Annotated in this window: 26 protein-coding genes and 4 tRNA genes; 22 read left to right on the plus strand and 8 right to left on the minus strand. The window is 71.9% G+C overall.

Going from position 1 to position 25,005, the window contains the following annotated elements:
* Positions 1-34 precede the first annotated feature (34 nt).
* On the plus strand, positions 35-991 hold the full coding sequence (locus ASD16_RS06265) for a patatin-like phospholipase family protein (protein ID WP_055914254.1): 957 nt from the start codon (positions 35-37) through the stop codon (positions 989-991).
* Positions 992-1,096: 105 nt separating this feature from the next.
* Here ASD16_RS06265 and ASD16_RS06270 read toward each other — a convergent pair whose 3' ends face one another.
* Entirely contained in the window at positions 1,097-1,975 is an 879-nt protein-coding gene (locus ASD16_RS06270; protein WP_055915812.1) for a S1C family serine protease, read from the minus strand.
* Positions 1,976-2,181: 206 nt separating this feature from the next.
* Between ASD16_RS06270 and ASD16_RS06275 the strand changes: the two genes are divergently transcribed.
* The gene (locus ASD16_RS06275; RefSeq protein ID WP_055914257.1) at positions 2,182-2,673 is read left to right on the plus strand and encodes a hypothetical protein; all 492 of its coding nucleotides are present in this window, start codon (positions 2,182-2,184) and stop codon (positions 2,671-2,673) included.
* Between the two features lie 77 nt (positions 2,674-2,750).
* On the opposite strand, the gene ASD16_RS21685 is transcribed toward ASD16_RS06275, so the two are convergent.
* Positions 2,751-2,909 (minus strand): hypothetical protein, encoded by a 159-nt coding sequence (locus ASD16_RS21685; protein WP_157453807.1) that lies wholly within the window; start codon positions 2,907-2,909, stop codon positions 2,751-2,753.
* A gap of 266 nt (positions 2,910-3,175) precedes the next feature.
* On the opposite strand from ASD16_RS21685, the gene ASD16_RS06280 reads away from it, so the two are divergent.
* Positions 3,176-3,976, plus strand: coding sequence for a hypothetical protein (locus tag ASD16_RS06280; RefSeq protein ID WP_055914261.1), 801 nt, complete (start codon positions 3,176-3,178; stop codon positions 3,974-3,976).
* A gap of 73 nt (positions 3,977-4,049) precedes the next feature.
* Here the strand turns inward: ASD16_RS06280 and ASD16_RS21930 are convergent, their stop codons facing one another.
* Positions 4,050-4,535 (minus strand): PH domain-containing protein, encoded by a 486-nt coding sequence (locus tag ASD16_RS21930; protein ID WP_055914265.1) that lies wholly within the window; start codon positions 4,533-4,535, stop codon positions 4,050-4,052.
* Positions 4,536-4,696: 161 nt separating this feature from the next.
* Between ASD16_RS21930 and ASD16_RS06290 the strand changes: the two genes are divergently transcribed.
* Complete coding sequence (locus ASD16_RS06290) at positions 4,697-5,194, plus strand: flavodoxin domain-containing protein (RefSeq protein WP_162250283.1); 498 nt, start codon at positions 4,697-4,699, stop codon at positions 5,192-5,194.
* A gap of 170 nt (positions 5,195-5,364) precedes the next feature.
* On the plus strand, positions 5,365-7,806 hold the full coding sequence (locus ASD16_RS06295) for a DUF4157 domain-containing protein (RefSeq protein WP_055914268.1): 2,442 nt from the start codon (positions 5,365-5,367) through the stop codon (positions 7,804-7,806).
* Positions 7,807-7,957: 151 nt separating this feature from the next.
* On the opposite strand, the gene ASD16_RS06300 is transcribed toward ASD16_RS06295, so the two are convergent.
* The 3 genes from ASD16_RS06300 to ASD16_RS06310 all read right to left on the minus strand — a co-directional run bounded on the left by ASD16_RS06300 (position 7,958) and on the right by ASD16_RS06310 (position 8,263).
* A tRNA-Val gene (locus ASD16_RS06300) sits at positions 7,958-8,032 on the minus strand.
* A gap of 33 nt (positions 8,033-8,065) precedes the next feature.
* A tRNA-Cys gene (locus ASD16_RS06305) sits at positions 8,066-8,136 on the minus strand.
* 55 nt (positions 8,137-8,191) lie between these two features.
* Positions 8,192-8,263: transfer RNA gene (locus tag ASD16_RS06310), tRNA-Gly, on the minus strand.
* 146 nt (positions 8,264-8,409) lie between these two features.
* Here ASD16_RS06310 and ASD16_RS06315 point away from each other — a divergent pair.
* A complete protein-coding gene (locus ASD16_RS06315; RefSeq protein WP_055915816.1) occupies positions 8,410-9,477 on the plus strand; it encodes a chorismate-binding protein in 1,068 nt (355 codons plus the stop codon).
* A gap of 4 nt (positions 9,478-9,481) precedes the next feature.
* Entirely contained in the window at positions 9,482-10,345 is an 864-nt protein-coding gene (locus tag ASD16_RS06320; protein WP_055914271.1) for an aminotransferase class IV, read from the plus strand.
* Positions 10,346-10,397: 52 nt separating this feature from the next.
* On the opposite strand, the gene ASD16_RS06325 is transcribed toward ASD16_RS06320, so the two are convergent.
* Positions 10,398-10,826, minus strand: coding sequence for an SsgA family sporulation/cell division regulator (locus tag ASD16_RS06325; RefSeq protein ID WP_055914274.1), 429 nt, complete (start codon positions 10,824-10,826; stop codon positions 10,398-10,400).
* Between the two features lie 299 nt (positions 10,827-11,125).
* On the opposite strand from ASD16_RS06325, the gene ASD16_RS06330 reads away from it, so the two are divergent.
* The 10 genes from ASD16_RS06330 to ASD16_RS06375 all read left to right on the plus strand — a co-directional run bounded on the left by ASD16_RS06330 (position 11,126) and on the right by ASD16_RS06375 (position 19,667).
* Positions 11,126-11,201: transfer RNA gene (locus ASD16_RS06330), tRNA-Val, on the plus strand.
* Between the two features lie 125 nt (positions 11,202-11,326).
* Entirely contained in the window at positions 11,327-11,884 is a 558-nt protein-coding gene (locus tag ASD16_RS06335; RefSeq protein ID WP_055914276.1) for a hypothetical protein, read from the plus strand.
* A gap of 116 nt (positions 11,885-12,000) precedes the next feature.
* Positions 12,001-14,013, plus strand: a complete 2,013-nt coding sequence (thrS, locus tag ASD16_RS06340) for a threonine--tRNA ligase (RefSeq protein ID WP_055914280.1) — start codon at positions 12,001-12,003, stop codon at positions 14,011-14,013.
* The gene (locus ASD16_RS06345) at positions 14,013-14,567 is read left to right on the plus strand and encodes an HIT domain-containing protein (RefSeq protein ID WP_055914283.1); all 555 of its coding nucleotides are present in this window, start codon (positions 14,013-14,015) and stop codon (positions 14,565-14,567) included. Before thrS ends, ASD16_RS06345 begins: the two co-directional genes overlap by 1 nt.
* 7 nt (positions 14,568-14,574) lie before the next feature.
* Positions 14,575-15,186: a phosphatidylinositol phosphate synthase gene (gene pgsA / locus ASD16_RS06350; RefSeq protein WP_055914286.1), complete on the plus strand. Its 612-nt coding sequence runs from the start codon at positions 14,575-14,577 to the stop codon at positions 15,184-15,186.
* Positions 15,183-16,145, plus strand: a complete 963-nt coding sequence (locus ASD16_RS06355; protein WP_055914289.1) for a phosphatidylinositol mannoside acyltransferase — start codon at positions 15,183-15,185, stop codon at positions 16,143-16,145. Before pgsA ends, ASD16_RS06355 begins: the two co-directional genes overlap by 4 nt.
* Positions 16,142-17,368, plus strand: coding sequence for a glycosyltransferase family 4 protein (locus tag ASD16_RS06360; RefSeq protein WP_055914292.1), 1,227 nt, complete (start codon positions 16,142-16,144; stop codon positions 17,366-17,368). The genes ASD16_RS06355 and ASD16_RS06360 overlap by 4 nt, the downstream gene beginning before the upstream one ends.
* The gene (locus tag ASD16_RS06365; RefSeq protein WP_055914296.1) at positions 17,365-18,021 is read left to right on the plus strand and encodes a hypothetical protein; all 657 of its coding nucleotides are present in this window, start codon (positions 17,365-17,367) and stop codon (positions 18,019-18,021) included. Before ASD16_RS06360 ends, ASD16_RS06365 begins: the two co-directional genes overlap by 4 nt.
* A gap of 96 nt (positions 18,022-18,117) precedes the next feature.
* Positions 18,118-19,041, plus strand: coding sequence for a pyridoxal 5'-phosphate synthase lyase subunit PdxS (pdxS, locus tag ASD16_RS06370; RefSeq protein ID WP_055914299.1), 924 nt, complete (start codon positions 18,118-18,120; stop codon positions 19,039-19,041).
* On the plus strand, positions 19,038-19,667 hold the full coding sequence (locus ASD16_RS06375; RefSeq protein ID WP_055914302.1) for an NUDIX hydrolase: 630 nt from the start codon (positions 19,038-19,040) through the stop codon (positions 19,665-19,667). Before pdxS ends, ASD16_RS06375 begins: the two co-directional genes overlap by 4 nt.
* 1 nt (position 19,668) lies before the next feature.
* Here the strand turns inward: ASD16_RS06375 and kynU are convergent, their stop codons facing one another.
* Positions 19,669-20,901, minus strand: coding sequence for a kynureninase (gene kynU, locus ASD16_RS06380; RefSeq protein WP_055914305.1), 1,233 nt, complete (start codon positions 20,899-20,901; stop codon positions 19,669-19,671).
* A 48-nt stretch (positions 20,902-20,949) separates the two neighbouring features.
* Between kynU and pdxT the strand changes: the two genes are divergently transcribed.
* From pdxT to ruvB, 5 genes are all read left to right on the plus strand, one after another.
* Positions 20,950-21,549 (plus strand): pyridoxal 5'-phosphate synthase glutaminase subunit PdxT, encoded by a 600-nt coding sequence (pdxT, locus tag ASD16_RS06385; protein WP_055915818.1) that lies wholly within the window; start codon positions 20,950-20,952, stop codon positions 21,547-21,549.
* Between the two features lie 57 nt (positions 21,550-21,606).
* Positions 21,607-22,362, plus strand: a complete 756-nt coding sequence (locus tag ASD16_RS06390; protein WP_055914308.1) for a YebC/PmpR family DNA-binding transcriptional regulator — start codon at positions 21,607-21,609, stop codon at positions 22,360-22,362.
* A gap of 249 nt (positions 22,363-22,611) precedes the next feature.
* On the plus strand, positions 22,612-23,178 hold the full coding sequence (ruvC, locus tag ASD16_RS06395) for a crossover junction endodeoxyribonuclease RuvC (RefSeq protein WP_055914312.1): 567 nt from the start codon (positions 22,612-22,614) through the stop codon (positions 23,176-23,178).
* Between the two features lie 79 nt (positions 23,179-23,257).
* Positions 23,258-23,869 carry a Holliday junction branch migration protein RuvA gene (ruvA, locus tag ASD16_RS06400; RefSeq protein WP_055914315.1) on the plus strand — a complete coding sequence of 204 codons (612 nt, stop codon included), beginning with the start codon at positions 23,258-23,260 and terminating at the stop codon, positions 23,867-23,869.
* Positions 23,862-24,920: a Holliday junction branch migration DNA helicase RuvB gene (gene ruvB, locus ASD16_RS06405; protein ID WP_055915819.1), complete on the plus strand. Its 1,059-nt coding sequence runs from the start codon at positions 23,862-23,864 to the stop codon at positions 24,918-24,920. Before ruvA ends, ruvB begins: the two co-directional genes overlap by 8 nt.
* Positions 24,921-25,005: the final 85 nt, after the last annotated feature.

Here is a 25,005-nt window from a genome sequence, read left to right on the forward strand (position 1 = left end):
AGCGCCCGCCAGGCAGCGCGCGAGAGGCACTCCCATGAACACCACACCCATCTCATCTCCCGACCAGGTCCAGCCGCGGCTCGACGCCACAGCGCGGGTCCCCGCCGCAGGCGAGCGCGCGTTGGTCCTTGGAGGCGGCGGATCGACCGGCAACGCGTGGCTGATCGGCATCGTCGCCGGCTTGTCCGAAGCCGGGCTGGACGTCACCACGGCCGATCTGACCATCGGGACGTCGGCCGGTGCGACGGCCGCGGCCCAGATCGCCGGCGCGACCCCGTCGGAGCTGCTGGCCACCACGCTGGCCCCTGCTCCCCAGCGGACCGGTCCGGTCGGACCCGACCGCGGACGCGGCCCGGCCCGGCCGGTGGCGGACCATCTGGACAGGTTCAGGTCCATCATCGACGCGGCCGACGACCAGGCTGACATGCGTCGCAGGATGGGCGCGCTGGCACTCGGCACCGACGAGGTTCCGGACGAGGCGGGGCAGGCGCGATGGCGCGCCACGGTCGCCTCGCGACTCCCGAGCCAGCGCTGGCCCGGACGCACGGTGCTCATCACGGCGGTCGACGCCCACACCGGCGAACCGGTCGTGTTCGACCGCCACAGCGGGGTCGACCTCATCGACGCCGTCGCCGCCAGCACGTCCGGCGGCGGCTCCGCGTACCGCATCCACGGCACGGGGTACATCGACGGCGGCTACCGGGCCAACGCTGAGAACGCCGACCTCGCAGCCGGGTACGCGCGGGTGCTCGTGCTGTCGCCGTTCGGCGGCAGGTCGCTCTATCCCGCGCGGTGGGGGACGCATCTCGCCACCCAGGTCGACGCGCTGCGCGCCCGCGGCAGCAGGGTCGAGGTGATCTCTCCGGACGGCGGCTCCGAGCACCTGTTCGGCGCCGGCGCGATGGATCTGTCGCTGCGCCCGGCCGCAGCACGGGCCGGTCACGATCAAGGCCTGGCCCTCGCTGGACGGCTGACTGAGCTCTGGCTCTGACCCCCGAGGAGGAGCCGTCGCCAGCGGGTGTGGGACGGGAGCCGCACCACCACCGCCACCCGGCTTCGCCGGGAGGGGCTGCTGGTACCCCCGACCCAGCCCGAGCTAGGCGACCAGCTCGCGAGGGAACACGATCACGTCGACCAGGGCACCGTTGCGCCAGACGGTGATCTCGATCCGGCGGTCGATCGCGTCCTCGACCATGAGCTTCTGCACGGCGGTCGCCGTGACGACGCGGCTGCCGTCCAGCTCGACCACGATGTCGCCGCGGTGCAGGTCGGCCAGGGCGGCGGGGCTGCCGGGGGAGACCCCGGCGATCTGCAGACCGGTCGGGGAGCCGATCCGCTCCACCAGGTGCGGGGGCAGGGGGACCTGCGCGCCCACGATGCCCAGCCACGCCCGGCGCACCCGACCGGTCGTCATGAGCGCGGTGATGATCTCCCGGGTGGTGGTGTTGATCGGCACGGCCAGGCCGACGCCGATGCCGGCCAGGGCGGTGTTCACGCCGACCATCCGACCCGCACTGTCCGCGAGCACGCCTCCGCTGTTGCCCGGGTTGAGCGCGGCATCGGTCTGCACCACCTCGTCGACCACCCGGCCCGACGCGGTGGGCAGTGAGCGGCCGAGCGCGGAGACGATGCCGGCCGTCACGCTTCCGGCCAGGCCCAACGGGTTGCCGAGCGCGACGACCAGCTGCCCCACCCGCAGCCGGGCGGCGTCACCGAGCGTGACCGGCGGTGGCACGTCGCCGCGGGCGAGCAGCACGGCGAGGTCGGAGAGCGGGTCCCGCCCGACGACGTCGGCCTGCAGGGTGGTGCCGTTGCTGAACGCCGCGGTGGCGAGGGAGGCGCCGGCCACGACGTGGGCGCTGGTCAGCAGGTAGCCGTCGGAGGTGATGACGCTCGCGCTGCCGGCACCGGCCCCACGTCCGGTCCGGACGGTCAGGCTGGCGACGCTGGGCAGTACCGACTCCGCGACGGCCATGACCGTGCGCGAGTACGCGTCCAGGGGCTCTTCGTCCACGTTCCCCTACAGCGACGACGGCCTGACCGGTATGCCGTGGTTCGCCCCTGGCGCAACGGCCCCCGCAGACGACCGCGTCCGTTCTGCGGATGCGTGAACCCGCGGCTCCCAGCTCTCGTATCAACCCTTGTCGGGCCCGTCGTGGGCTCGCGGAGGAAGGATTGACGATGAAGACGATCCTGAGGCGCGTCGCACTGGCGGCGACTGTCGTGGCGACCGCGGGGCTGGTGGGCGCACCCGCAGCACTCGCCGGCGGCGGGCACGGTGACGGTGGCGGTGGCGGGAGGACCATCCTGAGCGCGGAGCTGGCCGGCAGCCTGACCACGGACCCCCTGCTGTTCCAGACGGCACCTGGCGGCGCCGACTGGGTGATCGGCGACGGCGAGGCCCGCCTGCGCCACGACGGTCGGCTGGACGTGCGGGTCACAGGTCTCGTCCTGACCTCGACCGGCGCGAACCCGGTGCCGCAGGTCGCTGCGAGCGTCGCGTGCAACGGCGCCGTGGTGGCGACGACAGCCGTGGTGCCGTTCTCCTCCACCGGTGACGCCAGGATCCGCGCCACCGTCGCCCTGCCGGAGCGCTGCATCGCCCCGGTCGTGCTGCTCAACCCCCGCGGCAACGCGGCGGTGTACATCGGCGTGACCGGCACCGAGGCCTGAGGGCCGGTCCGGTCCGCGGTCGAGCACACAACAGCAACGGCCAGCCCGAGGGGACTGGCCGTTGTGTGCGAGTGGGGTCAGTGCTTCGCGGCGGCCAGCAGACGACGCAGGAGTCGGTTGCGGGGCAGCGGGCGCGTGCTCTGCGGGCGGGCCGCCCACGCCAGTCGATGCTCGGCTTCGACGGCGAGATCGTGCTCCTTGGTGTGGTACTCGATGAGATACAGCTCTGGATCCATGCGGGGTCTCCACCTCTCCTGTCCGTGCGGCGCCGGGGTCTCCGGCTGAACAGCACTGTGGGCGGGGTTGCGGTCGGTCACCAGGGCCGTTCGTCCCCTCCTGGCGCGTCCTCACCCACTGGCTGCGCGGTTCATGGACAGATGTCCGACTTTCGCTGCCGCGGCGTACTCAGGGACGCGGGGCCGTCGTCCTGCGCGTGCTGCTTCGTGCGGACGACGACGCGTTCAGCCCCGCGAGCATCCGGTTGTCACTACCGTGAACGACCATGAAGCTCCTGCGGCTGGTCGGTGCCGCCACCCTCGCCCTCGCCGTGGCGGTCCTCCCCGCCACGCCCACCCTGGCAGCCGTCGCTCCATCGCCTCCGCCGACGTTCTACGGCCTGCCGTACACGCCCATGCTCTACAACTGGGCCGGCGACCCGAGCCTCGGCGAGGTGTCCTTCCAGAACTGGGTCGGGTGGGGTGCCCCCAGTCCCGTGCGCGTGCCGACGGAGTTCGTGCACTACACGTGGGCACCGCAGATCTGGGCTGTGTCCTACTTCGGCAGCTCCTACACCCACTGGCATCTCCTGACGCCGCAGGAGTGGGCGTACGCGGGTTACCCGGCGCCGCGCGTCGCCGGGTGGATGCCCGGCACGCACTACATCAAGTGGGCGTCGTCACCGGAGATCTTCGCGAACCAGGTGGACAGCTACCACCTCCTCAGCTTCGGCGAGTGGCAGGCGCTCGGCTACCCGGAGCCGATGAGGAACCCCGGCGGGTACGTCAAGCTGACCTGGGCCGCGGACATCATCTGGACGGGGGACGTCGAGCACCCGGGAAGGGCCCTCCCGCTCACGTTCGCCCGGTGGGTCGCGGACGGCAGCCCGACGCCGCGCGAGCGCGACACCTATCCCGGCGACACGTGGTGCTGGATGCCACCGGAGTGGATGGTCAACGACCAGTCACCGGTGCCGCACTACCCCGAGGGCGGGATCCTCTACGACGGCGCAGCCCACACCGGGTACGTCCCCAAGGAGTACTGGGCGCGCATCGGCATCGACATCGCCACGACGCCGGAGTGCTGACCAGCCCCGCGGCTCCCTCGCGAGGTGTCGACGATCTCCACCCCGCGGCCACAGGGCTCGCGCGCCGGGCCGTCTAGGTCGGGTCGCCGTGCGCGTGCGCGGCGAGCTGCATGAGCTCGGCAGCCACGAGCTTCGACCGCGTCCGGCGTCCTAGCCAGGCCGCGGCGTTCGCCTCCTGAACGGCCGAGACGATGACCGTCGTCCCGTCGGTGCGCGTGATCTCCAGACCGCTGTAGCCGGGGGACACCGAGACCACGTCGTTCCACGGGACGTGCGTGGTGCCGAGGGGATTGCGCACCGTGATCCCGTCGGTGGTCGCGGTGACACTCGGGTACAGACCGAATCGCCACGCGCCGAGGACGAGAGCACTGCCGATGGCGCCGATGACCAGCCCGATGGAGTCGCCGTCGTTGATGGCAAGGCTCAGCCCGGTGACGATCGCGGCGACAGAGCCGAGGCCCAGCACGATGACGATGGTGGTCATCGCCACCTTGGTGAAGGGAGCGACGCCCCACGTTCGCGGGAGCGCCGAGGCGGAGGCTGCGGCCGGCGTGATCACGGCGCAGATTCTGGCACGGGCGGGTGCGCAGGCTGAGCACGGACCGTTCAGGGCGACCTGACAGGCGCCCGCGGGACCTTCGACCCTCCCACTGCACAGGTGGCGAATCGAGGATGGAAGAGGCCCGTCGGAGGGCGGGTCGTTCATCGATGGAGGACATGATGACGCATCTGCTGGTGGCTTACGGGACGTCACGGGGCGGCACCCGAGGTCTCGCGGAGCTGATCGGACAGGACCTTCGAGACCATGACCACGAGGCGACCGTCCGCGCTGCGGCGGACGTCAAGAACCTCGACGGCGTCGACGCCGTGATCGTCGCGGGAGCTCTCTACGCGGGGCGCTGGCACAAGGACGCGCGCAAGCTGATCAAGCGCGAGGCCGATCGGCTGTCGGAGCTCCCGGTGTGGCTGGTCGCCACCGGTCCGCTCGACGACACCGCGGAGACGACCCAGATCGCACCCGTCCACCACGTCAGCGACGCAGCGGCGCGCATCGGGGCCCGGGGCGTCCAGACCTTCGGTGGGCGCCTCGAGCCCGACGCCAAGGGCTTCCCGGCGAGCGCCATGGCCAAGACGATGGCGGGGGACTGGCGCGATGCGGAACACGTCGCCCGGTGGGTCGACGAGGTGGACGGCGAGCTGCGAAGCATCCAGTCCTGACACGCCCACGACGTCGGCCACCGGGGGTCGAGCCATTCGCGATGCCCGGGCGCCCGACGACCACGGTCGGGGAGCCCCTGTGGCGCGTATCCCTGTTGCGTAGAAAGTACGGAAGCGGAGGTGTCGCCCCCGGAACAGGATGGCCGCAGGGAGACCGTCAAGGAGTGGCCATGACAGAGCACGTCGAGAACCTCATGGTCCCTGCAGTGCCCACACCAGCCGCCTCAGCGACAGCTCGCACGACAGCACCGTCGCAGCTGCGCCCGGCTCCCGTCGCCGGTCTGACTGTCGGGCGCGCCGACGACCCCGCCGAGGTCGCTGCCGAGGCGCGCGCCACCTCGGTGCTCTCGCGGCTACGACGGTTCCACGACGACCGGTGGCCGGCCGGAACGGAGCGGTCATCCACGGCGCAGGTGGAGGTCGGCCGCTCGGGAGGAGCCGTCTCGACGGTCCGCAGCCGGGAGATCTCCGACAGGCTCGGCGACGGCGCGCCGCTCTCGGAGGCGATCCGGCGTCGGATGGAGGCCGGGTTCGGCACGTCGCTCGGCCATGTGCGCGTGCATGACGGCCCCGCGGCCGCGCAGCACAGCGCAGCGCTGGGCGCGACGGCGTTCACGGTCGGCAACGACGTGTTCCTGGGTGGCGGCGTCGACCCGCTCGACGCGCACGGCGAGCATGTGCTCGCCCACGAGATCGTCCACGTCATCGACGAGGGCCACACACCGGAGCGGCCCGGCGGCGACGACGCCGTTGCCCGTCCCCTCACCGGAGCCGGTGCTTCGTCCCCCGTGCGGCGCGCCATCCTGGACAACGGGAAGCCGCTGACCTGGAAGGACCTCCAGCCGCTGGCGACGGTCATGGGTGCGCCGAAGGCCGCGCTGCTGGTCATCCAGTTCTGGGCCGAGACGACCTTTCCGACCCCGTCGGTCACGTACGAGAACCAGAAGAAGCTCGTGAAGCTCGCCCGCGACGCGCTGACCTCGTTGCCGACCGAGTTCGCACAGTGGATGGACACGTGGGAGACGATCGTCGCCTTCAAGGAGTCGCTGGACGCCATGAAGCCAGCGCCCAAGCTCTCGCCCGTGTTCACCCAGGCGCTCCAGGCTCAGGAGGATGCCCTCACCCTGGCACGGGCCGCCAGGCTAGGACCCGCGCCCACCCTCGCGGCGCCTACGAAGGACCCGAGGTACAAGGTGTCGCCCAGCCTCGTGGGCAAGCCCGCCGCCAAGACGGGTCGCGACGACGCCGCCTTCAACTCCACGTCCAGCTCCATCCCTGGCGTCACCAAGAGCACCACCAGCACGGTGGGTCACCACCTCACCCTGGAGGCCATCGCGGCGGGGGCACTGCAGCAGAACGCCGACGGCACGGCATCTCAGATCTGTGCGACCTGTGGGCGCGTCACCGATGCGACGCAGTTCGAGGTCGACCACCAGCAGGCCTTCTCCGAGCTGCGGGACAACCTGCACATGCTGGCCCGCGGCATGGCGCTGAGCGACCCGCTCTACCAGAGGATCAAGGCCACGACCCCCGCCGGCGACTTCACCACCTTCTTCCAGGTGAAGGGGACGCCTGGGACGGTCGGCTGCGAGGTCGTCCTCACCAAGGCCGCCGTCAACATCTACTCCAACGACATCGGCAACCTCATGAAGATCTGCCGCCAGTGCAACGGTGCCTGGGGCAAGCACGACATGGACATGTTCCAGTGGTTCCTGTCGTCCCCGTTCTTCACGGACAAGTTCATTGCCGCTCGTCTGCCGGCCCCGGGGCCCGACACGATCATCGCGCGCACCAACACGGGAGAGGGATGGGGCACGGCCGCCCGCGACTGGTTCGCCACCCACCACCTCCCCGTGCTCAAGCAGCAGTTCGTCCTCGACGCGGCGAAGCGCTTCTTCCACTCGCAGGTCACCAGGCAGTCGCAGCTCCAGCTCGAAGCCGCCCTGGAGCCGAACCCGGTCAAGAAGGCGGCACTGGAGCGGGAGGCGGAGACGCTCGCCGGCCACAATGCAGCCTTCGGCGGCGTCGTCGACGCCGACCGGGAGTACTTCTCCGGCGAGCAGCTCGGCCGACCGCCGGCCCCGATGGCGCCCGACTCGCCGGGCAAGCTGGTCTCGAAGCGCAAGGCGGACTACGTCGAGCGGGAAGGACGCAAGACGTTCGAGAAGAAGAGCGCCACCCCGGCCTATCAGGCGGGCTACGGCCACGGCCTTGCCCGGTCTCCCAGCAGCGAGAACCTCTACCAGGCTGACCTCGACATGCTGGAGGCCTATCGCCTCGGCTACCGAGATGGACACGACGCCCACCAGGCAGAGTTCAACCTCGGCGTCTCCCTGGCGATGGCCGTCCCGAACCCGAGCGACCTTGCCATGCGCGCCACGACCGTGACCGACCCTGCCCAGCTCGCCGGCTTCCGGGACGCTTCCGCCCGACGCCTCGATGCGGTCAACCTGGGCCGCACGGCCGGCGCGGCCCGGGCTGCTCCCGACGTGTCCTTCATCCCCTCCGGCACGCCGTCGTCGGAGGTGCTGCTCCGCGACTACCTGCAGGCGTACGCGTCGGGGATGACAGCCGGCATCCCGCCGTCGGGCGTCGGAGACCCGATGTCGTGACCATCCGCCGAGTCCCGGATCGGAGAAGCCGTGCGCGCCCCACGACGTGGTGCCCGACAGGCGTTGCTGCCCCGTTGCCACAGTGCACGTCCGGGCAAGGAGAAAGGCCGTCTCGGAGTCATCCGAAACGGCCTCTGACCTGCGGTGATGCTGGTGGGCGATACTGGGATCGAACCAGTGACCTCTTCCGTGTCAGGGAAGCGCGCTACCGCTGCGCCAATCGCCCATGGTGAACCACGGGTACTGCTGTGGTGATACGAGGTGGAGATGGGATTCGAACCCACGTATACGGCTTTGCAGGCCGCTGCCTCGCCACTCGGCCACTCCACCGTGAGACCGCAGTCCTCAGCGGCTGCGGTCAGCCGATCAGGAGTGTCTGCCTCCGAGCGGACGACGGGATTCGAACCCGCGACCCTCACCTTGGCAAGGTGATGCTCTACCACTGAGCCACGTCCGCACAGCACGTCCCCCCGGCTTTCACCGGTGTTCCGTGTGCGTCCCGAACTCTAACTGACGATCTCCGCGAGAGTCCAACTGGCTCCGGGCACCCGGGTGATCGCGCGGATCGTGAGGCGCGGGTCGGCTGCTCGGTAGCGTGTGGGCGTGCCCGAGCAGACCGTCAGTCGACGTGGCGTCGCGTGGTTCGCCGGTGTCGAGGCGACCGGCGTCGTCGAGGTCGTGGACGTCCGGGCAGAGCCGGAGCGACTCGCGGAGCCCGGCTGGTGGGCGGTCGTGGGTGACTTCGAGGGCGCCGTCCGGGCATGGCGGTTCGCGCACGTCAGGCCTGCGGAACCCGGCGCCGACGGTGGGTGGAGGGGCCCGTCGGCGGCGTCGTGGACGTCCTCGCTGGACCGCGCCGGCTACGTCGACGCGGTGGGCCGCGTGCGGGCGCACATCCAGGAAGGTGACGTCTACCAGGCGAATCTCTGCCGCGTGCTGAGTGCTCCGCTCCCGGGCGAGCCCGACGCGCGTGCGCTGGGTGCGGTCCTGGGAGCGGGCAACCCGGCGCCGTACGCGGGCGGCGTGCAGGTGCCGGGGGAGGTGTGGGTGGTCACCGCGTCGCCGGAGCTCTTCCTGCGGGTCGAGGACGGCGTCGTCACCAGCGGTCCGATCAAGGGGACGGCCGCCACACCGGAGGGGATGACGGACAAGGACCGCGCGGAGAACGTCATGATCACCGATCTCGTCCGCAACGACCTGCAGCGGGTCTGTGCGCCCGGCACGGTCGAGGTCACCACCCTGCTGGGTGAGGAACGTCACCCTGGCCTGGTCCACCTGGTGAGCACGGTGCAGGGCGTGCTGGCCGACGAGGTCGCCACCGCGCCTGACCTGTGGGCACGGCTGCTCGACGCCACCTACCCTCCCGGCTCGGTCTCGGGTGCCCCGAAGTCGTCGGCGCTCGACATCATCGCTGCGCTGGAGACAGCTCCGCGGGGTCCGTACTGCGGGGCCGTCGGGTGGATCGAGGTCGGTGCCGACGGGAGGGTGCAGGCGGAGCTGGCGGTCGGCATCCGGACGTTCTGGTGGGCCGACGACGTCCTGCGGTTCGGCACGGGTGCGGGGATCACGTGGGGGAGCGACCCCGAGGGCGAGTGGGCGGAGACCGAGCTCAAGGCCGCGCGGCTGGTCGGCCTGGCGTCGGGTGCGGCCGCCGAGACGATGACAGACTGACGCGATGGGTGTCGTGATCTGGTCGAACGGTCGTCTGTACGGTCCCGAGGATCTCCTCCTCTCGGGCGTCGACCACGGGCTCACGGTCGGTGACGGCGTCTTCGAGACGTGCGCGGTGTACGACGGGACGGCGTTCGCCCTGACCCGCCACCTGCGCCGCCTGAAGCGGTCCGCACTGGGTCTCGGGCTGGCCGCGCCCGACGAGGGTGCTGTCCGCGACGGGGTCGCGGCGGTGCTCGCGGGCGCGGGTCCCGAGATCGGTCGTCTGCGGATCACGCTCACGGGCGGCCCGGGACCGCTGGGGTCGCACCGGTTCGCGCCGGAGGAGCAGCGGCAGAGCGTCCTCGTGCTCGCCGGCCCTGGAGCACGGTCCGAGGTCTCCCGCGTGGTCCGCGTCCCGTGGGTGCGCAACGAGCGCTCCTCCGTCGCCGGCCTGAAGACGACGTCCTACGCCGAGAACGTCGTGGCCGTCGCGGAGGCCTACCGGCGCGGCGCCGACGAGGCCGTGCTGGCCAACACCGTCGGTGAGCTGTGCGAGGGCACCGCGTCGAACGTCTTCGTCGAGCGGGACGGCGAGCTGGTGACACCACCGCTGTCGAGCGGCTGCCTGGCCGGCATCACCCGGGAGCTGCTGCTGGAGTGGTCGGCGGCAGCAGGTCTCCCGGTCCGCGAGGCGGCGCCGGGCGAGCTCCGGTACGAGGTGCTCGACGAGGTGGCGGACGGGTCGGCGCACCTGATGGTGAGCGGCTCCATCCGCAACGTCTCGCCCGTGGTCAGCCTCGACGGGGTCGACATCGACGCCGGGCCGGTCTCGCTGGAGGCGCAGCGGCTCTTCCAGGCGCGCCTGTCCGACGATCTCGACCCGTGACAGACGACGACCGGCCCCGCCCGAGGCGGAACCGGTCGCAGTGAGGAAGGTGTCAGGCGGTCAGGAGAGCGGCGATGAGCGCCGTGATCTCGCTTTCCATCCGGTCGCTCTCCGTACCCAGAGGCACGAGGGCCTCGGTCCCGGCGAGGAAACGCTCGATCGGCTCCGTGGGTGCGGCCAGCAGTGCGCTGCCCTCGACTCCACTGAGCGACACGAGCGTGTAGTCGGGGTCTTCGTCGCGCCACACCTGCACGTCACCGGTCCCGGCGGGAGCATCTGCCGTCGCGTGCATCCCCAGGGAGAGGAGCTCGCGGCCGATGAGCCAGGTCGACATGGTGTGCGGGCCGGTGAAGACCGCGCGCACCGTGTACGGATCGGAAGTTCTGAAGGAGAACTCGGCGCTCACCGGGATGACGCTGGCGTCGGATCCGATGAGCTGCATGGCGACGACCTCGACGACGTCGTAAGTCGAGCTCGGCATCGGGTCCTCCTGTTCGCAAGGGCTGGAGGTCCCATCATGGCAGGCCAGGTGCCCGATTGGACCGGTAGACGGCCCGAGTTCACCCGGAGGGACGCGGCCGGATGTTCCGCCGACACACCATGGCACCCGTCCTGGCTACAGCGCACCCCTTGACTTCGGCGCGATGACCTGCAGGGAGCCTTGGTGAGCCCGGTTCGGATTCTCGACCCGAGCCGGGTAGCATCCTCTTCGATGTCACCCGCGGGTGCTCGTCATTCCCGGCACCAGGCGTGTCGGGGGGCGGCGGACCCGCGAACGACGGGCGATTGGCTCAGTTGGTAGAGCGCCTCGTTCACACCGAGGAGGTCATCGGTTCGAGTCCGGTATCGCCCACCAGAACGACAGCAGAGGCCATCCTTCGGGGTGGCCTCTTCTGCTGTGCGGCGGGCGTTGGTGCTCGTCTTCCTGCATGGCTAGTGTGAAGAGTGCAGAGGGCATCGCTCTCGTGGAAGGGAACCGCGATGAAGCGTCGCGGGATCGTGGTTGTACTCCTCCTGCTGGCCGGCCTCCTGATCGCGCCCGCGGCGCCTGCCGCCGCAGGCCCGTACTGCGGCATCCGGTGGGGATCGCTCGCAAAGAGCAACGGTGGTGCGTTCGGTGCGGGGGACATGTTCGCCGTGCGCACCGGGCGGCACTCCTGCTACGACCGCGTCGTGATCGACGTGGAAGGCCCGTTCGCCGGCTACTCGGTCGGGTACGTGGACACCGCCACGGCGACGGACGGCACGGTCGTCCAGCTCCGGGGTGGTGCGCGCCTGCAGATCGACGCCCGCCTCTCGACCCAGGCGGACCAGCAGGGGAAGCCGTACTTCGTGTATGCCAACGACGGGACGGTCGCCGACCTGCGCGACGTCACCGGCTACCGGACGCTGCGGCAGGTCTCGTGGGCGGGTTCGTCCGACGGCGTCTCGCGCGTCGCCGTGGGTGTCCGGGCGCGTCTGCCCTTCCGTGCCTTCCTCCTGCCGGGGCCGCGGGAGCATGTGACGCGGCTGGTGATCGACGTCGCCCACCGATGGTGAACCTCGATCCTTCGTGGCCCGCCCGCCGCGGGTAAGTCGTCGGTGGTGCGCCGACCCCGCCGGTAGCATCGAGGGGCTCGCCGCCAGGGCGAGCGGCCACGAAGGAGGCTGTACCGGTGCCCGAGCTCATCACCCTCACCGTCGACGGGATCGCGACCACGGTGGAGCCGGGGACGACGGGTACCGACCTGTACTCTTCCCGGCGCGACGTGGTCGTCGCCCGCGTGGACGGCGAGCTGCGTGACCTGCACCTCCCGCTGCCCGACGGCGCCGTGGTCGAGGCCGTGACCATCGACGAGCCGGACGGCCTCGCGGTGCTGCGGCACTCCGCGGCGCACGTGCTGGCGCAGGCCGTCCAGGAGATCAACCCGAAGGCGCGGCTCGGCATCGGGCCGCCGATCACCGACGGGTTCTACTACGACTTCGACGTCGACACCCCGTTCACTCCCGAGGACCTCAAGGCGATCGAGAAGGTCATGGGCCGGATCGCCAAGGAGGGCCAGACCTTCCGCCGGTGGGACCTCTCCGAGGACGAGGCCCGTGCCGAGCTGCGCGACGAGCCGTACAAGCTGGAGCTCATCGGCCTCAAGGGTGACCCGCAGGCCGCCGACGGCGCGTCGGTCGAGGTCGGTCTCGGTGGGCTGAGCATCTACCAGAACGTGCGGGGCGCGGGTCGCGAGAGCGAGCAGGTCGTCTGGCAGGACCTCTGCCGCGGCCCGCACATCCCGAGCACCCGCCTGCTGGGCAACGGCTTCCAGCTGACCCGCTCCGCGGCGGCCTACTGGCGCGGGTCCGAGAAGAACCCACAGCTGCAGCGGGTCTACGGCACCGCCTGGCCGACCAAGGACGAGCTGCGCGCGTACCTCGAGCGCATCGCCGAGGCGGAGCGTCGAGACCACCGCCGGCTCGGCACCGAGCTGGACCTGTTCTCCTTCCCGGACGAGATCGGCTCCGGCCTGGCCGTGTTCCACCCGAAGGGCGGCGTCGTCCGCATGGAGATGGAGCACTACAGCCGGCTGCGGCACATCCAGGGTGGGTACGACTTCGTGAACACCCCGCACATCACCAAGAGCAAGCTCTACGAGATCTCGGGACACCTCGACTGGTACGCGGAGGGCATGTACCCCCCGATGACCCTCGACGAGGAGCGCGACGCCGACGGGCACGTCCGCAAGGCGGGGCAGCAGTACTACCTCAAGCCGATGAACTGCCCGATGCACAACCTGATCTTCGCGGCGCGGGGCCGGTCCTACCGTGAGCTGCCGCTGCGGCTGTTCGAGTTCGGCACCGTGTACCGGTACGAGAAGTCGGGCGTCGTGCACGGCATGACCCGCGCGCGCGGCTTCACCCAGGACGACGCCCACATCTACTGCACCCGCGAGCAGATGGCGGACGAGCTCACCACGACGCTGAAGTTCGTCCTGGACCTGCTCAAGGACTACGGGCTCGACGACTACTACCTGGAGCTCTCGACCAAGAACCCGGACAAGTTCGTGGGTTCCGACGAGGTCTGGGACGAGGCCACGGAGACCCTGCGCGCGGTCGCGGAGGCGTCCGGGCTGGACCTGGTGCCGGACCCGGGCGGTGCGGCGTTCTACGGGCCGAAGATCTCCGTGCAGGTCAAGGACGCGCTCGGGCGCACCTGGCAGATGTCGACCATCCAGCTCGACTTCAACCTGCCGGAGCGGTTCGAGCTCGAGTACACCGCGTCCGACGGCAGCCGCCAGCGGCCCGTGATGATCCACCGTGCGCTCTTCGGTTCTGTCGAGCGGTTCTTCGCGGTGCTGACCGAGCACTACGGCGGCGCGTTCCCGGCCTGGCTCGCGCCGGTCCAGGTGCTGGCCGTGCCCGTTGCCGAGCCGTTCGAGGGCCACCTCGACGACGTCGTGAGCCAGCTGCGGGCGCAGGGGATCCGGGCCGAGGTGGACCGTACCGACGACCGGTTCGGCAAGAAGATCCGCAACGCCAGCACGCAGAAGATCCCGTTCGTGCTCATCGCCGGCGGCGAGGACGCCGACGCCGGGGCAGTCTCGTTCCGGTACCGCGACGGACGCCAGGACAACGGCGTCCCCGTGGCGGAGGCGATCGAGCGGATCGTCTCGGCGGTGCGCGACCGCGTGCAGGTCTGATGGTCACCGAGTCCGCCGACCACTTCGCAGGCGTGCCGGACGGCTTCGAGCGGCTCTGGACCCCCCACCGGATGGCGTACCTGGGTGGGCAGGACAAGCCGGTCGACGCCGCGGCCGGCGACGGCTGCCCGTTCTGCCGCATCCCGACGCTGAGCGACGAGGACGGTCTGGTCGTCGCGCGAGGCTCCGTGGCCTACGTCGTGCTGAACCTCTACCCCTACAACTCGGGGCACCTCCTGGTGTGCCCGTACCGGCACGTCGCCGACTACACGGACCTGACCGAGCCGGAGGTCGCCGAGGTGGCGTCGCTGACGCGGACAGCGATGCGGGTGGTGCGCGACGTCTCAGCGCCGCAGGGGTTCAACCTCGGCATGAACCAGGGCGAGGTCGCGGGTGCGGGCATCGCCGCGCACCTGCACCAGCACGTGGTGCCCCGGTGGGGCGGCGACTCGAACTTCCTGCCGATCGTGGCCCGTAGCCGCGCGCTGCCGGAGCTTCTCGGCGACACGCGGGCACGGCTGGCGGCCGCCTGGCCGACCGCATCGAAAGGATGATCGGCACGTGCTGAACGGACTGCGCGGTGCGATGACGCGCTTCTTCACCCCCATCGCCAGGACGTTGCTGCGCCTGGGCATCTCCCCGGACGCCGTGACGATCGGCGGGACGCTGGTCGTGGTCGTCACCGCGCTCTGGGCGTTCCCCACCGGCAACCTGCTGCTCGGCACGCTGGTCATCGCCGTCTTCGTGCTCACCGACTCCCTCGACGGCGTGATGGCCCGGCAGGCCGGGCGCTCCGGGCCGTGGGGTGCGTTCCTCGACTCGACGCTCGACCGGTTCGGCGACGGCGCCATCTTCGCGGGGCTCGTGCTCTGGTTCACCGCGGGCGGCGACGACCGGCTCGCCGCCGTCCTCGCGCTCGCCTGCCTCGTGCTCGGCTCGATCGTGCCCTACGCACGAGCTCGCGCCGAAGGGCTGGGCATGACCGCGTCGGGAGGCATCGCCGAGCGGGCGGACCGCCTCGCGCTCGTGCTCGTGGCCACGTTCGCGGTGGGCGTCGGCGCGCCGACGCTCGTGCTCACCGTCGTGCTCGCGCTGCTCGCGCTCGCGTCGGCCGTGACGATCGTGCAGCGGATGAGCAAGGTGTACCGCCAGGCGGCGCAGGTGACGGGATGAAGGTCGACGTCGCCCGCGCCTACGCGTTCGCGTGGAAGGTTGCCGGCAAGCTGCCCGGACCCGTGCTCCGGACGCTGTGCGATGCCGCGGCGGACCTCGCGTGGGCGCGTCGCACGGGCGGGGTGCGGCAGCTCGAGAAGAACCTGTCGCGCGTCCGGCCCGAGCTCGACGCCCGCGAGCTGCGGCGGCTCGGTCGCCTGGGCATGCGCTCGTACATGCGGTACTTCGGCGAGGCGTTCGCCCTGGCGACCATGACCCAGGAGCGCGTCGACGCGCGGGTCCGCGTGGTCGGTATCGAGAACGTGCGGGAGCACACGGACAACGACCGGGCCATCGTCCTCGCGGTCGGGCACACGGGGAACTGGGACCTCGCGGGTGCGTGGTGCTCGCGGGAGATCGCCCCCGTCACGACGGTCGCGGAGCGACTCAAGCCGGAGGAGCTGTTCCAGGAGTTCGTCACGTTCCGGGCGAGCATCGGCATCACGATCCTGGCGCTGACCGGTGGTGGTGACGTCTTCCGCGGGCTCGTGCGGGCCGCCCGCGACGGCGCGAGGATCCTGCCGCTGCTCGCCGACCGCGACCTCACGTCCAAGGGGCTCGAGGTCGACCTGTTCGGGCACCGGGCACGGGTGGCGGCCGGGCCGGCGGCGCTGGCGATCACGACGGGCGCCCCGCTGGTGACCACCGTCATCTACTACGAGCGGCTCCGGGGCGCCCAGCGCCGGGCGGCGGGCTCGCCGTGGGGCATCGTCATCCAGTTCAACAAGGCCATCGAGATGCCGGTCGACGTGCCGCGTGCCGACCGGGTGCGCGCGATGACCCAGGCGTGGGTCGACGAGTTCGCGGCCGGGGTCCGGCAGCGGCCGCAGGACTGGCACATGCTGCAGAAGGTCTTCGTCGAGGACCTGGACCCGGAGCGCTACGCCGCCACGCTCGCCGCCCAGGGGAGCGTCGGATGAGTCCGCGCCGCGCGGAGCGCACGCTCCGGGTCGGCATCGTGTGCCCCTACTCCTACGACGTGCCCGGCGGTGTCCAGTTCCACGTGCGTGACCTGGCGGAGGCGCTGATCGCGCGCGGGCACACCGTGTCCGTCCTGGCGCCCGCCGACGACGACACCCCGATCCCGGACTACATGACCGCGGCCGGGCGCGCGATCCCCGTGCGCTACAACGGCGCGGTGGCCCGCATGACGTTCGGACCCGTGACCGCGGCGCGCGTGCGCAAGTGGCTCGCCGCGGGGGAGTTCGACGTGCTGCACCTGCACGAGCCCGTCACCCCGAGCCTCGGCATGCTGGCGCTGTGGATCGCCGACGGCCCGATCGTGGCGACGTTCCACACGGCGCTCATCCGGTCCCGCCCCCTGCAGATGGCCTATCCGCTCGTGCGGCAGTCGCTGGAGAAGATCTCCGCGCGGATCGCCGTCTCGGAGGACGCCCGCCGCACCCTGGTGGAGCACATGGGTGGCGACGCCGTCGTGATCCCCAACGGTGTCTACGTGGACGCGTTCACCGCGGCCACCTCCGACCCGCGCTGGACGGGGACGCCCGAGCGCCCGACCATCGCGTTCCTCGGGCGGCTCGACGAGGCGCGCAAGGGGCTGCCGGTCCTGCTCGAGGCGGTGCCGCGCGTGCTCGCCGAGATCCCCGGCGCCAGGTTCCTCGTCGCCGGACGTGGCGAGACCGGGCCGGACGAGGTCCGCGAGCTGCTCGGCGACGAGGCGGCGGACGCCGTCGAGTTCCTCGGCGGGATCTCCGACGAGGACAAGGCGAACCTGCTGGCGTCGGTCGACGTGTACTGCGGGCCGCAGACCGGCGGCGAGAGCTTCGGCATCGTGCTCGTCGAGGCGATGAGTGCCGGTGCGACGGTCGTGGCCAGCGACCTCGGCGCGTTCTCCCGCGTGCTGGACGACGGCGCCGCCGGGGTCCTGTTCCGGACCGGCGACAGCGCCGACCTGGCCTCGACGCTGGTCCGCGTCCTGCGCGACCCGGACCTGCGGGCGCGCGTCTCGGAGCACGCGCTCGAGGTCGTGCGGCAGTACGACTGGGCGACCGTGACCGACCAGGTGCTCGCCGTCTACGAGATGGTCGTCGCGGGCCGGGACACCCCGGTCGGCGAGGACCCGTCGTCGGTACGCGGAGCGCGGCTGCTCGAGCTGCGCCGGGGACGGGGTGAGTCCCGATGAGATGGTCGGAGATCACCGTCTACGTGACGATCGTGCTGGCGCTGGCGCTCTGGTGGCTCTGGGTCGCCGCGTCGCGGCTCGACCGGTTGCACCGCAAGGTCGGCACCTCGCGCGCGGTCCTCGACGCCCAGCTCGTGCGCCGCGCCACCGTGGCCGCCGAGCTGGCGACCTCCGGCCTCCTGGACCCGGTGAGCTCGGTTCTCGTCGGCGAGGCGGCCTGGGCCGCGCTGTCGACGGGGGCGAGCGAGCTGCCCGCCGACCTGCTCGCGCTCGTCGGCCCGGACGACCTCCCCGTCGGCGGGGCGGCCCTGCTCCAGGTCGACCGTGGGGGCATCGAGAGCGAGCTGTCGGCGACCCTGCGCGAGGCGCTGGACGATGCCGACGAGGTCGCCGCCCTGCGCGCGGACCCGGCGGGCGACGAGCTCGTGGAGCTGCTCGCGTCGTCCTGGTACCGCGTGCAGCTGGCGCGCCGTTTCCACAACGAGGCGGTCGCCCAGACGTCACGCGCGCGACGTGGCCGGCTGGTGCGCCTGCTGCGGCTCGCCGGGCACGCCCCGGAGCCGCGCAGCCTCGAGCTGGACGACGCGTGGCCCGAGAACCTCGGGCGCCCCGGCACCCGGCGAGGCCCCGTGGAGAGCGTCCCGCCCGGCTGAGACGGGTCCGGGACGCCGGGTGCGACGGACTACGATTGACCGATCCGGCCGTCGAGGCGGCCGTCCCACACCGCACGAGGATCTGCGAGGCTCGACGTGACCAGCGAGAACAGCCAGCCCACCACCGCGACGCACGCCGGCGTCATCGGCACCGCCCGCGTGAAGCGGGGGATGGCCGAGATGCTCAAGGGCGGCGTCATCATGGACGTCGTCAACGCCGAGCAGGCGAAGATCGCCGAGGACGCCGGAGCGGTCGCCGTGATGGCCCTCGAGCGGGTCCCCGCGGACATCCGCGCGCAGGGTGGCGTGGCGCGCATGAGCGACCCCGACCTGATCGACGGCATCATCGAGGCCGTCTCCATCCCCGTCATGGCGAAGGCCCGCATCGGCCACTTCGTCGAGGCCCAGGTGCTCCAGTCGCTCGGTGTCGACTACGTCGACGAGTCCGAGGTGCTGACGCCGGCCGACTACGCGCACCACATCGACAAGTGGGCCTTCACGGTCCCCTTCGTCTGCGGTGCCACCAACCTGGGCGAGGCCCTGCGCCGCATCACCGAGGGCGCGGCAATGATCCGCTCCAAGGGCGAGGCCGGCACGGGTGACGTCTCCAACGCGACGACGCACATGCGCACCCTGCGCGACCAGATCCGCCGCCTGACGTCGCTGCCCGAGGACGAGCTGTTCGTCGCCGCCAAGGAGCTGCAGGCGCCGTACGACCTGGTCAAGGAGGTCGCGCTGGCGGGCAAGCTCCCCGTCGTCCTGTTCACCGCGGGCGGGATCGCGACCCCGTCCGACGCCGCGATGATGATGCAGCTCGGCGCCGAGGGCGTGTTCGTCGGCTCCGGCATCTTCAAGTCCGGCAACCCGGCCGAGCGTGCCGCCGCGATCGTCAAGGCGACCACGTTCTACGACGACCCGGACGTCATCGCCAAGGTCTCCCGCGGTCTGGGCGAGGCGATGGTCGGCATCAACGTCGAGGACGTCCCGGAGCCCCACCGTCTCGCTGAGCGCGGCTGGTGACGCAGCACCCCACCACGCCGGAGGCCGCGGACGAGTCGTCCGCGGCCTCTGCCGTCCCTCCACGGTCCAGCGCCCACGGCGGCGGACCGGTGCACGGTCTGGGCCCGGAGTGGAGGAGGGGAACCGACGGCCTGCTCTTCCGGGAGGCGGCGCGCGTGATCCTGCTCGACGAGGACGACCGTGTGCTGCTCATCCGCGGGCACGACGTGGACCAGCCCGACCGCAGCTGGTGGTTCACGGTCGGCGGCGGGATCGACGACGGCGAGGACGCGATGTCGGCGGCCGTGCGCGAGGTCCGCGAGGAGACCGGGATCGCCCTCGTCGCCGCTGACCTGGTGGGCCCGGTGTTCACGCGGTCGGCGATCTTCGACTTCTTCGCGGAGCACTGCCGGCAGGACGAGACCCTCTACCTCGCGCGGGTACCCGCAGCCTCGTTCGGCGCGCTCGACCGCGGCGGCTGGACCGAGCTCGAGCACGACGTCATCGACGAGCTGCGCTGGTGGTCGCTGGACGACCTCGACCGCGTGGACATCGAGGTGTTCCCCGACCGCCTCGTCGACCTCGTCCGCGGCCTGCTGCCGGAGTGGGACGGCGAGACGCGGCACCTCGGCCTGGCGCGCGAGTAGGTCAGGTGACGGCGTTCCGCCGCGCCCAGGCCGGGTCGCGGTGCTCGCCGGCGTCCAGGACGTCCCGCAGCGCCCGCACGGCCGTGACCAGGTCCGCGTGGGTCAGGTAGGGCGCGGCGACACCGAGGCGGACCACGTCGGGCGAGCGGAAGTCCCCGACGACCCCGCGCGCGACGAGCGCCTGCACGATCCCGTAGGCGTCCGGGTGCCGTAGCGCGACCTGCGAACCGCGGAGCCTGTCGGACTCGGGTGAGGCGAACACGGCGTCGGGCAGGACGTCCGCGATCGCGTCCCGCAGGAACCGCGTCAGGCTCAGCGAGCGCGCGCGGACGTCGTGGATGTCGATCCCGTCGAACGCCTGCAGCGCCGCCTCGAGGGCGAGCAGGGACAGCATCGGGGGCGTCCCGATGCGCGCACGCGAGATGCCCGGAGCGCCGGCGTACTCGTCGGCCATCGCGAACGGCTGCGCGTGCCCGTGCCAGCCGGGCACGACGTTGACGAACGCGTCCTGGTGCCGTGCGGCGACGTACCCGTACGCAGGCGCGCCGGGACCGCCGTTGAGGTACTTGTAGCCGCACCCGACGGCGAGGTCGACGTGGTGCTCGTCGAGCCCGACGGGCACGGCGCCCGCCGAGTGGCACAGGTCCCAGAGGACCACGGCGCCGGCGTCGTGGGCGGCCGCCGTGATGCCGGGCAGGTCGAGCAACTCGCCGGTGCGGTAGTCGACGTGGGACAGGACGACCACCGCGACGTCGGGGCCGAGCCGGCCGACGATCTCGGCAGGACGTGTGTGCTCGACGTGCCACCCGACCTGGTCCGCGACCCCGGCGACGACGTACCGGTCCGTGGGGAACGACCCGGGTTCGGTGAGCACCACGGACCGCCCGGGGCGCAGGGCCGCCGCGGCGTGCAGCGACTGGTGCAGACGCACGCTCGTCGAGTCGCCGACCACCACCTGACCGGGCGCCGCGCCGATCAGCCGGCCGATCGCGTCGCCCACGCGCACCGGCGCGTCCCACCACCCGTGCGTGTTCCACGACGCGATCAGGTCCCGCCCCCACTGCTGCTCGACCGCTTCCCGGACCGCTGCCGGCACGGCCCGGGGGAGCGCACCGAGGGAGTTGCCGTCGAGGTAGACGACCCCGGGCGGCAGCAGGAACCGCTCCCGCAGGTCGGTCGCGGCGTGCGCGGCGTCGAGGTCGGCCGCGCGGGCGTCGAGGTGGTCGAAGGTCACAACGCGGGAGCGTACGGCGTGACCGGCGCACGCCTAGACTCGCCCGTCGTGACCGTGACCGTCGGAGTCCTCGCCCTGCAGGGTGACGTGCGCGAGCACGTGCACGCCCTCGAGTCCGTGGGAGCGCACGCCGTGCCGGTCCGGCGGCAGCGCGAGCTCGACGCGGTCGACGCCCTCGTGATCCCCGGCGGGGAGTCGACGACCATCGACAAGCTGCTGCGCGCATTCGAGCTGTTCGGGCCGCTCCAGGAGCGGCTGCGCGCCGGCATGCCGGCGTACGGGTCGTGCGCGGGCATGATCCTCCTCGCCGACCGGGTGCTCGGCGGGATCGAGGGCCAGCAGACGCTGGGCGGGGTCGACGTCACGGTGCGTCGCAACGCGTTCGGACGGCAGGTCGAGTCGTTCGAGACCGACCTCGACGTCGCGGGAATCGACGGGTCTGTGCACGCGGTGTTCATCCGCGCGCCGTGGGTCGAGGAGGTCGGTCCGGCCGCGACCGTGCTGGCCCGGGTGGAGTCGGGTCCCGCCGCCGGTAGGATCGTGGCGGTGCGCCAGGGGCCGTTGCTCGTGACCTCCTTCCACCCGGAGGTCACCGGAGACACCCGGGTGCACCAATTGTTCGTAGAGATCGTCCGCGACACCCTGTGAGGACCGGCGTCGGAGCCGGCCGCAGGTGCGCGCGGGAGACGAAGGGGTAGCGAAGCGATGTCGGGTCACTCCAAGTGGGCCACCACCAAGCACAAGAAGGCCGTGGTCGACGCGAAGCGGAGCAAGCTCTTCGCCAAGCTCATCAAGAACATCGAGGTCGCGGCCCGCACGGGCGGCGGTGACCTCGCGGGCAACCCGACGCTCTTCGACGCGGTCCAGAAGGCCAAGAAGAACTCGGTCCCCATCGACAACATCAACCGCGCGGTCAAGCGCGGGTCCGGCCAGGAGGCCGGTGGCGCCGACTACTCGACGATCATGTACGAGGGCTACGGCCACGGCGGTATCGCGGTGCTGGTCGAGTGCCTGACGGACAACCGGAACCGTGCGGCGTCCGACGTCCGCGTCGCGTTCACGCGCAACGGCGGCCAGATGGCCGACCCGGGCTCGGTCTCCTACCTGTTCTCCCGCAAGGGCGTCGTCATCGTGCCCAAGGAGGGCACCGACGAGGACGCTGTCATGGAGGCCGTCCTGGACGCCGGCGGCGAAGAGGTCAACGACATCGGCGAGGCGTTCGAGGTCCTCTCCGAGGCGACCGACCTCGTCCCCGTGCGGACCGCGCTGCAGGCGGCCGGCATCGAGTACGACTCTGCGGACGTCGTGTTCTGGCCTGCCATGCAGATCGAGGTTGACGCCGAGGGCGCGCGCAAGATCCTGCGCCTCATCGACGCCCTCGAGGACTCCGACGACGTGCAGAACGTGTACGCGAACTTCGACGCGTCCGACGAGGTCATGGCGGAGCTCGAGGAGGACTGAGCCGGAGCGCAGCGGAGGTCGAGGGGCGCGGAGCGTCACTCGGCCGTAGCGGAGCGCAGGCTCAGTCCGACCACGAACACGGAGGACTGAACCGGAGCGCAGCGGAGGTCGAGGGGCGCGGAGCGTCACTCGGCCGTAGCGGAGCGCAGGCTCAGTCCGACCACGAACACGGACGACTGAGCCTTCTCGAAGGGCCCCGACCGCGCGCCGGTCGGGGCCTTTCGTCGTCGCGGCTGCGACCATGACGGCGTGCGCGTCCTCGGAGTCGACCCCGGCCTGACCAGGTGCGGTCTCGGCGTCGTCGACGGCCTGCCGTCGCGGCGGCTGTCCATGGTCGCGGTCGGCGTCGCCACGTCCGACGCGCTGTGGGACGTCGACCAGCGCCTGCTGTCGATCGAGCGGCAGATCGAGGAGTGGCTCGAGGAGCACGCCCCCGACGCCGTGGCGGTCGAGCGGGTGTTCGCGCAGCAGAACCTGCGCACCGTGATGGGGACCGCGCAGGTCGCCGGCATCGCGATGGTGGCCGCCGCCCGTCGTCGGATCCCCGTCGCGCTGCACACGCCCAGCGAGGTCAAGGCGGCGGTCACCGGGAACGGGCGGGCGGACAAGGCCCAGGTCCAGACGATGGTCCAGCGCCTGCTGCGGCTCGACGAGCTCCCGCGGCCCGCCGACGCCGCCGACGCGCTCGCCCTCGCCGTGTGCCACCTCTGGCGGCCCGCCGGTGCGCTCGGCGCCCCGCAGCGCGCGCCCGGTTCCCTGACGGCAGCGCAGCGTGCGTGGGCCACCGCCGAGCAGGCGGCCCGGCGCCGCGGCTGACCGCGTGTCTTCGTACACCTGTTCGGCTGGTGTGCCAGAGTGTGCGCAGCAGATTTCTCGACCGTAGGGAGGGTGACCGGTGATCGCGTCGGTCCACGGCACGGTGCAGACGGTGCGGCTCGACGCCGCCGTGGTGGAGGTCGGGGGAGTGGGCCTGCTCGTGCACGCGACGCCGGCCACCCTGGCGGGGCTGCGGGTTGGTTCGTCAGCGCAGCTGGCCACGTCGCTCGTGGTCCGCGAGGACGCGCTGACGCTCTTCGGGTTCGCGGACGCCGACGAGCGCGAGATCTTCGAGACCGTCCAGACGGTCAGCGGGGTCGGTCCGCGGCTGGCCCTCGCGATGCTCGCGGTCCACACGCCGGACGGCCTGCGCCGCGCGGTGCTCGACGAGGACTTCAAGGCCCTGCAGCGCGTCCCGGGCATCGGCCTCAAGGGTGCGCAGCGCATCGTGCTCGAGCTGAAGGACCGGATCGGTGCGCCCGCCAGCGTGACCACACCCGCGGCGGCGGTCTTCGGCGGGGACCGGCGCGACCAGGTCATCGAGGCGCTCGTCGGGCTCGGCTGGAACGCGCGCGCGGCCGGTGACGCCGTGACGACGGTCCTCGAGGGCACCGAGGGGCCTGTGGCCGCCGACGAGGTCGCCGGGGTGTTGCGCGCGGCCCTGCGGACGCTGGGTGGCGGGCGTGGCTGAGGACCGCGAGGAGCTGGTGACCGAGCGCTTCGCGGCCGAGTCGCTGGTCCAGTCGGGAGCCGACGAGCTGGAGCGTGCGGCGGAGGCGGCGTTGCGCCCGCGCAGGCTGGAGGAGTTCGTCGGGCAGCGTGTGGTGCGCGACCAGCTCTCGCTGGTGCTCGACGCCGCCCGCGGCCGGGGCAAGGCGCCGGACCATGTGCTGCTCTCGGGCCCGCCCGGGCTCGGCAAGACGACGCTCGCGATGATCATCGCGGCCGAGATGGGTGCCCCTCTGCGGGTCACCAGCGGCCCCGCCATCCAGCATGCGGGCGATCTCGCGGCCGTCCTGTCCTCCCTCGAGGAGGGCGAGGTCCTCTTCCTCGACGAGATCCACCGCCTGGCGCGCCCGGCTGAAGAGCTCCTCTACATGGCGATGGAGGACTTCCGCGTCGACGTGATCGTGGGCAGGGGAGCGGGTGCGAGCGCGATCCCGCTGACGCTGCCGCCGTTCACCGTCGTCGGGGCGACCACGCGCGCCGGCCTGCTCCCGGCACCGCTACGGGATCGCTTCGGCTTCACCGCGCACCTCGACTTCTACTCCGCCGAGGAGCTCGAGCGGGTCCTCGTGCGGTCGGCCGGGCTGCTGGGTGTCCCGCTGGAGCACGAGGCCGCGGCCGAGCTCGCGTCGCGGTCGCGGGGCACGCCGCGCATCGCGAACCGCCTGCTCAGACGCGTGCGGGACTGGGCCGAGGTGCGTGGCGACGGCACCCTCAGCCTCGTCGCGGCACGGTCCGCCCTCGAGGTCTACGAGGTCGACCAGCTCGGCCTGGACCGTCTCGACCGAGCGGTCCTCACCGCGCTGTGCACGCGGTTCGGCGGGGGACCGGTGGGCCTGACGACGCTGGCCGTAGCGGTCGGCGAGGAGCCTGAGACCGTCGAGACGGTCGCCGAACCGTTCCTCGTGCGCGAGGGTCTGATCGGGCGGACGCCGCGCGGGCGCATCGCGCTCCCGGCCGCCTGGGCGCACCTCGGGCTCGACGTTCCCCACGGATCGGGCACACTGTTCGGCTGAGCCGCCCACCGCACGGAACCAAGACCGGGGTCCGTGCGTTGGAGCGGCGAGCCGCCGGGCCTAGACTGCGGCGGACACACCACCC

It is taken from the genome of Cellulomonas sp. Root485, assembly GCF_001426705.1.
In the GTDB taxonomy this organism is placed as follows: Bacteria; Actinomycetota; Actinomycetes; order Actinomycetales; family Cellulomonadaceae; genus Cellulomonas.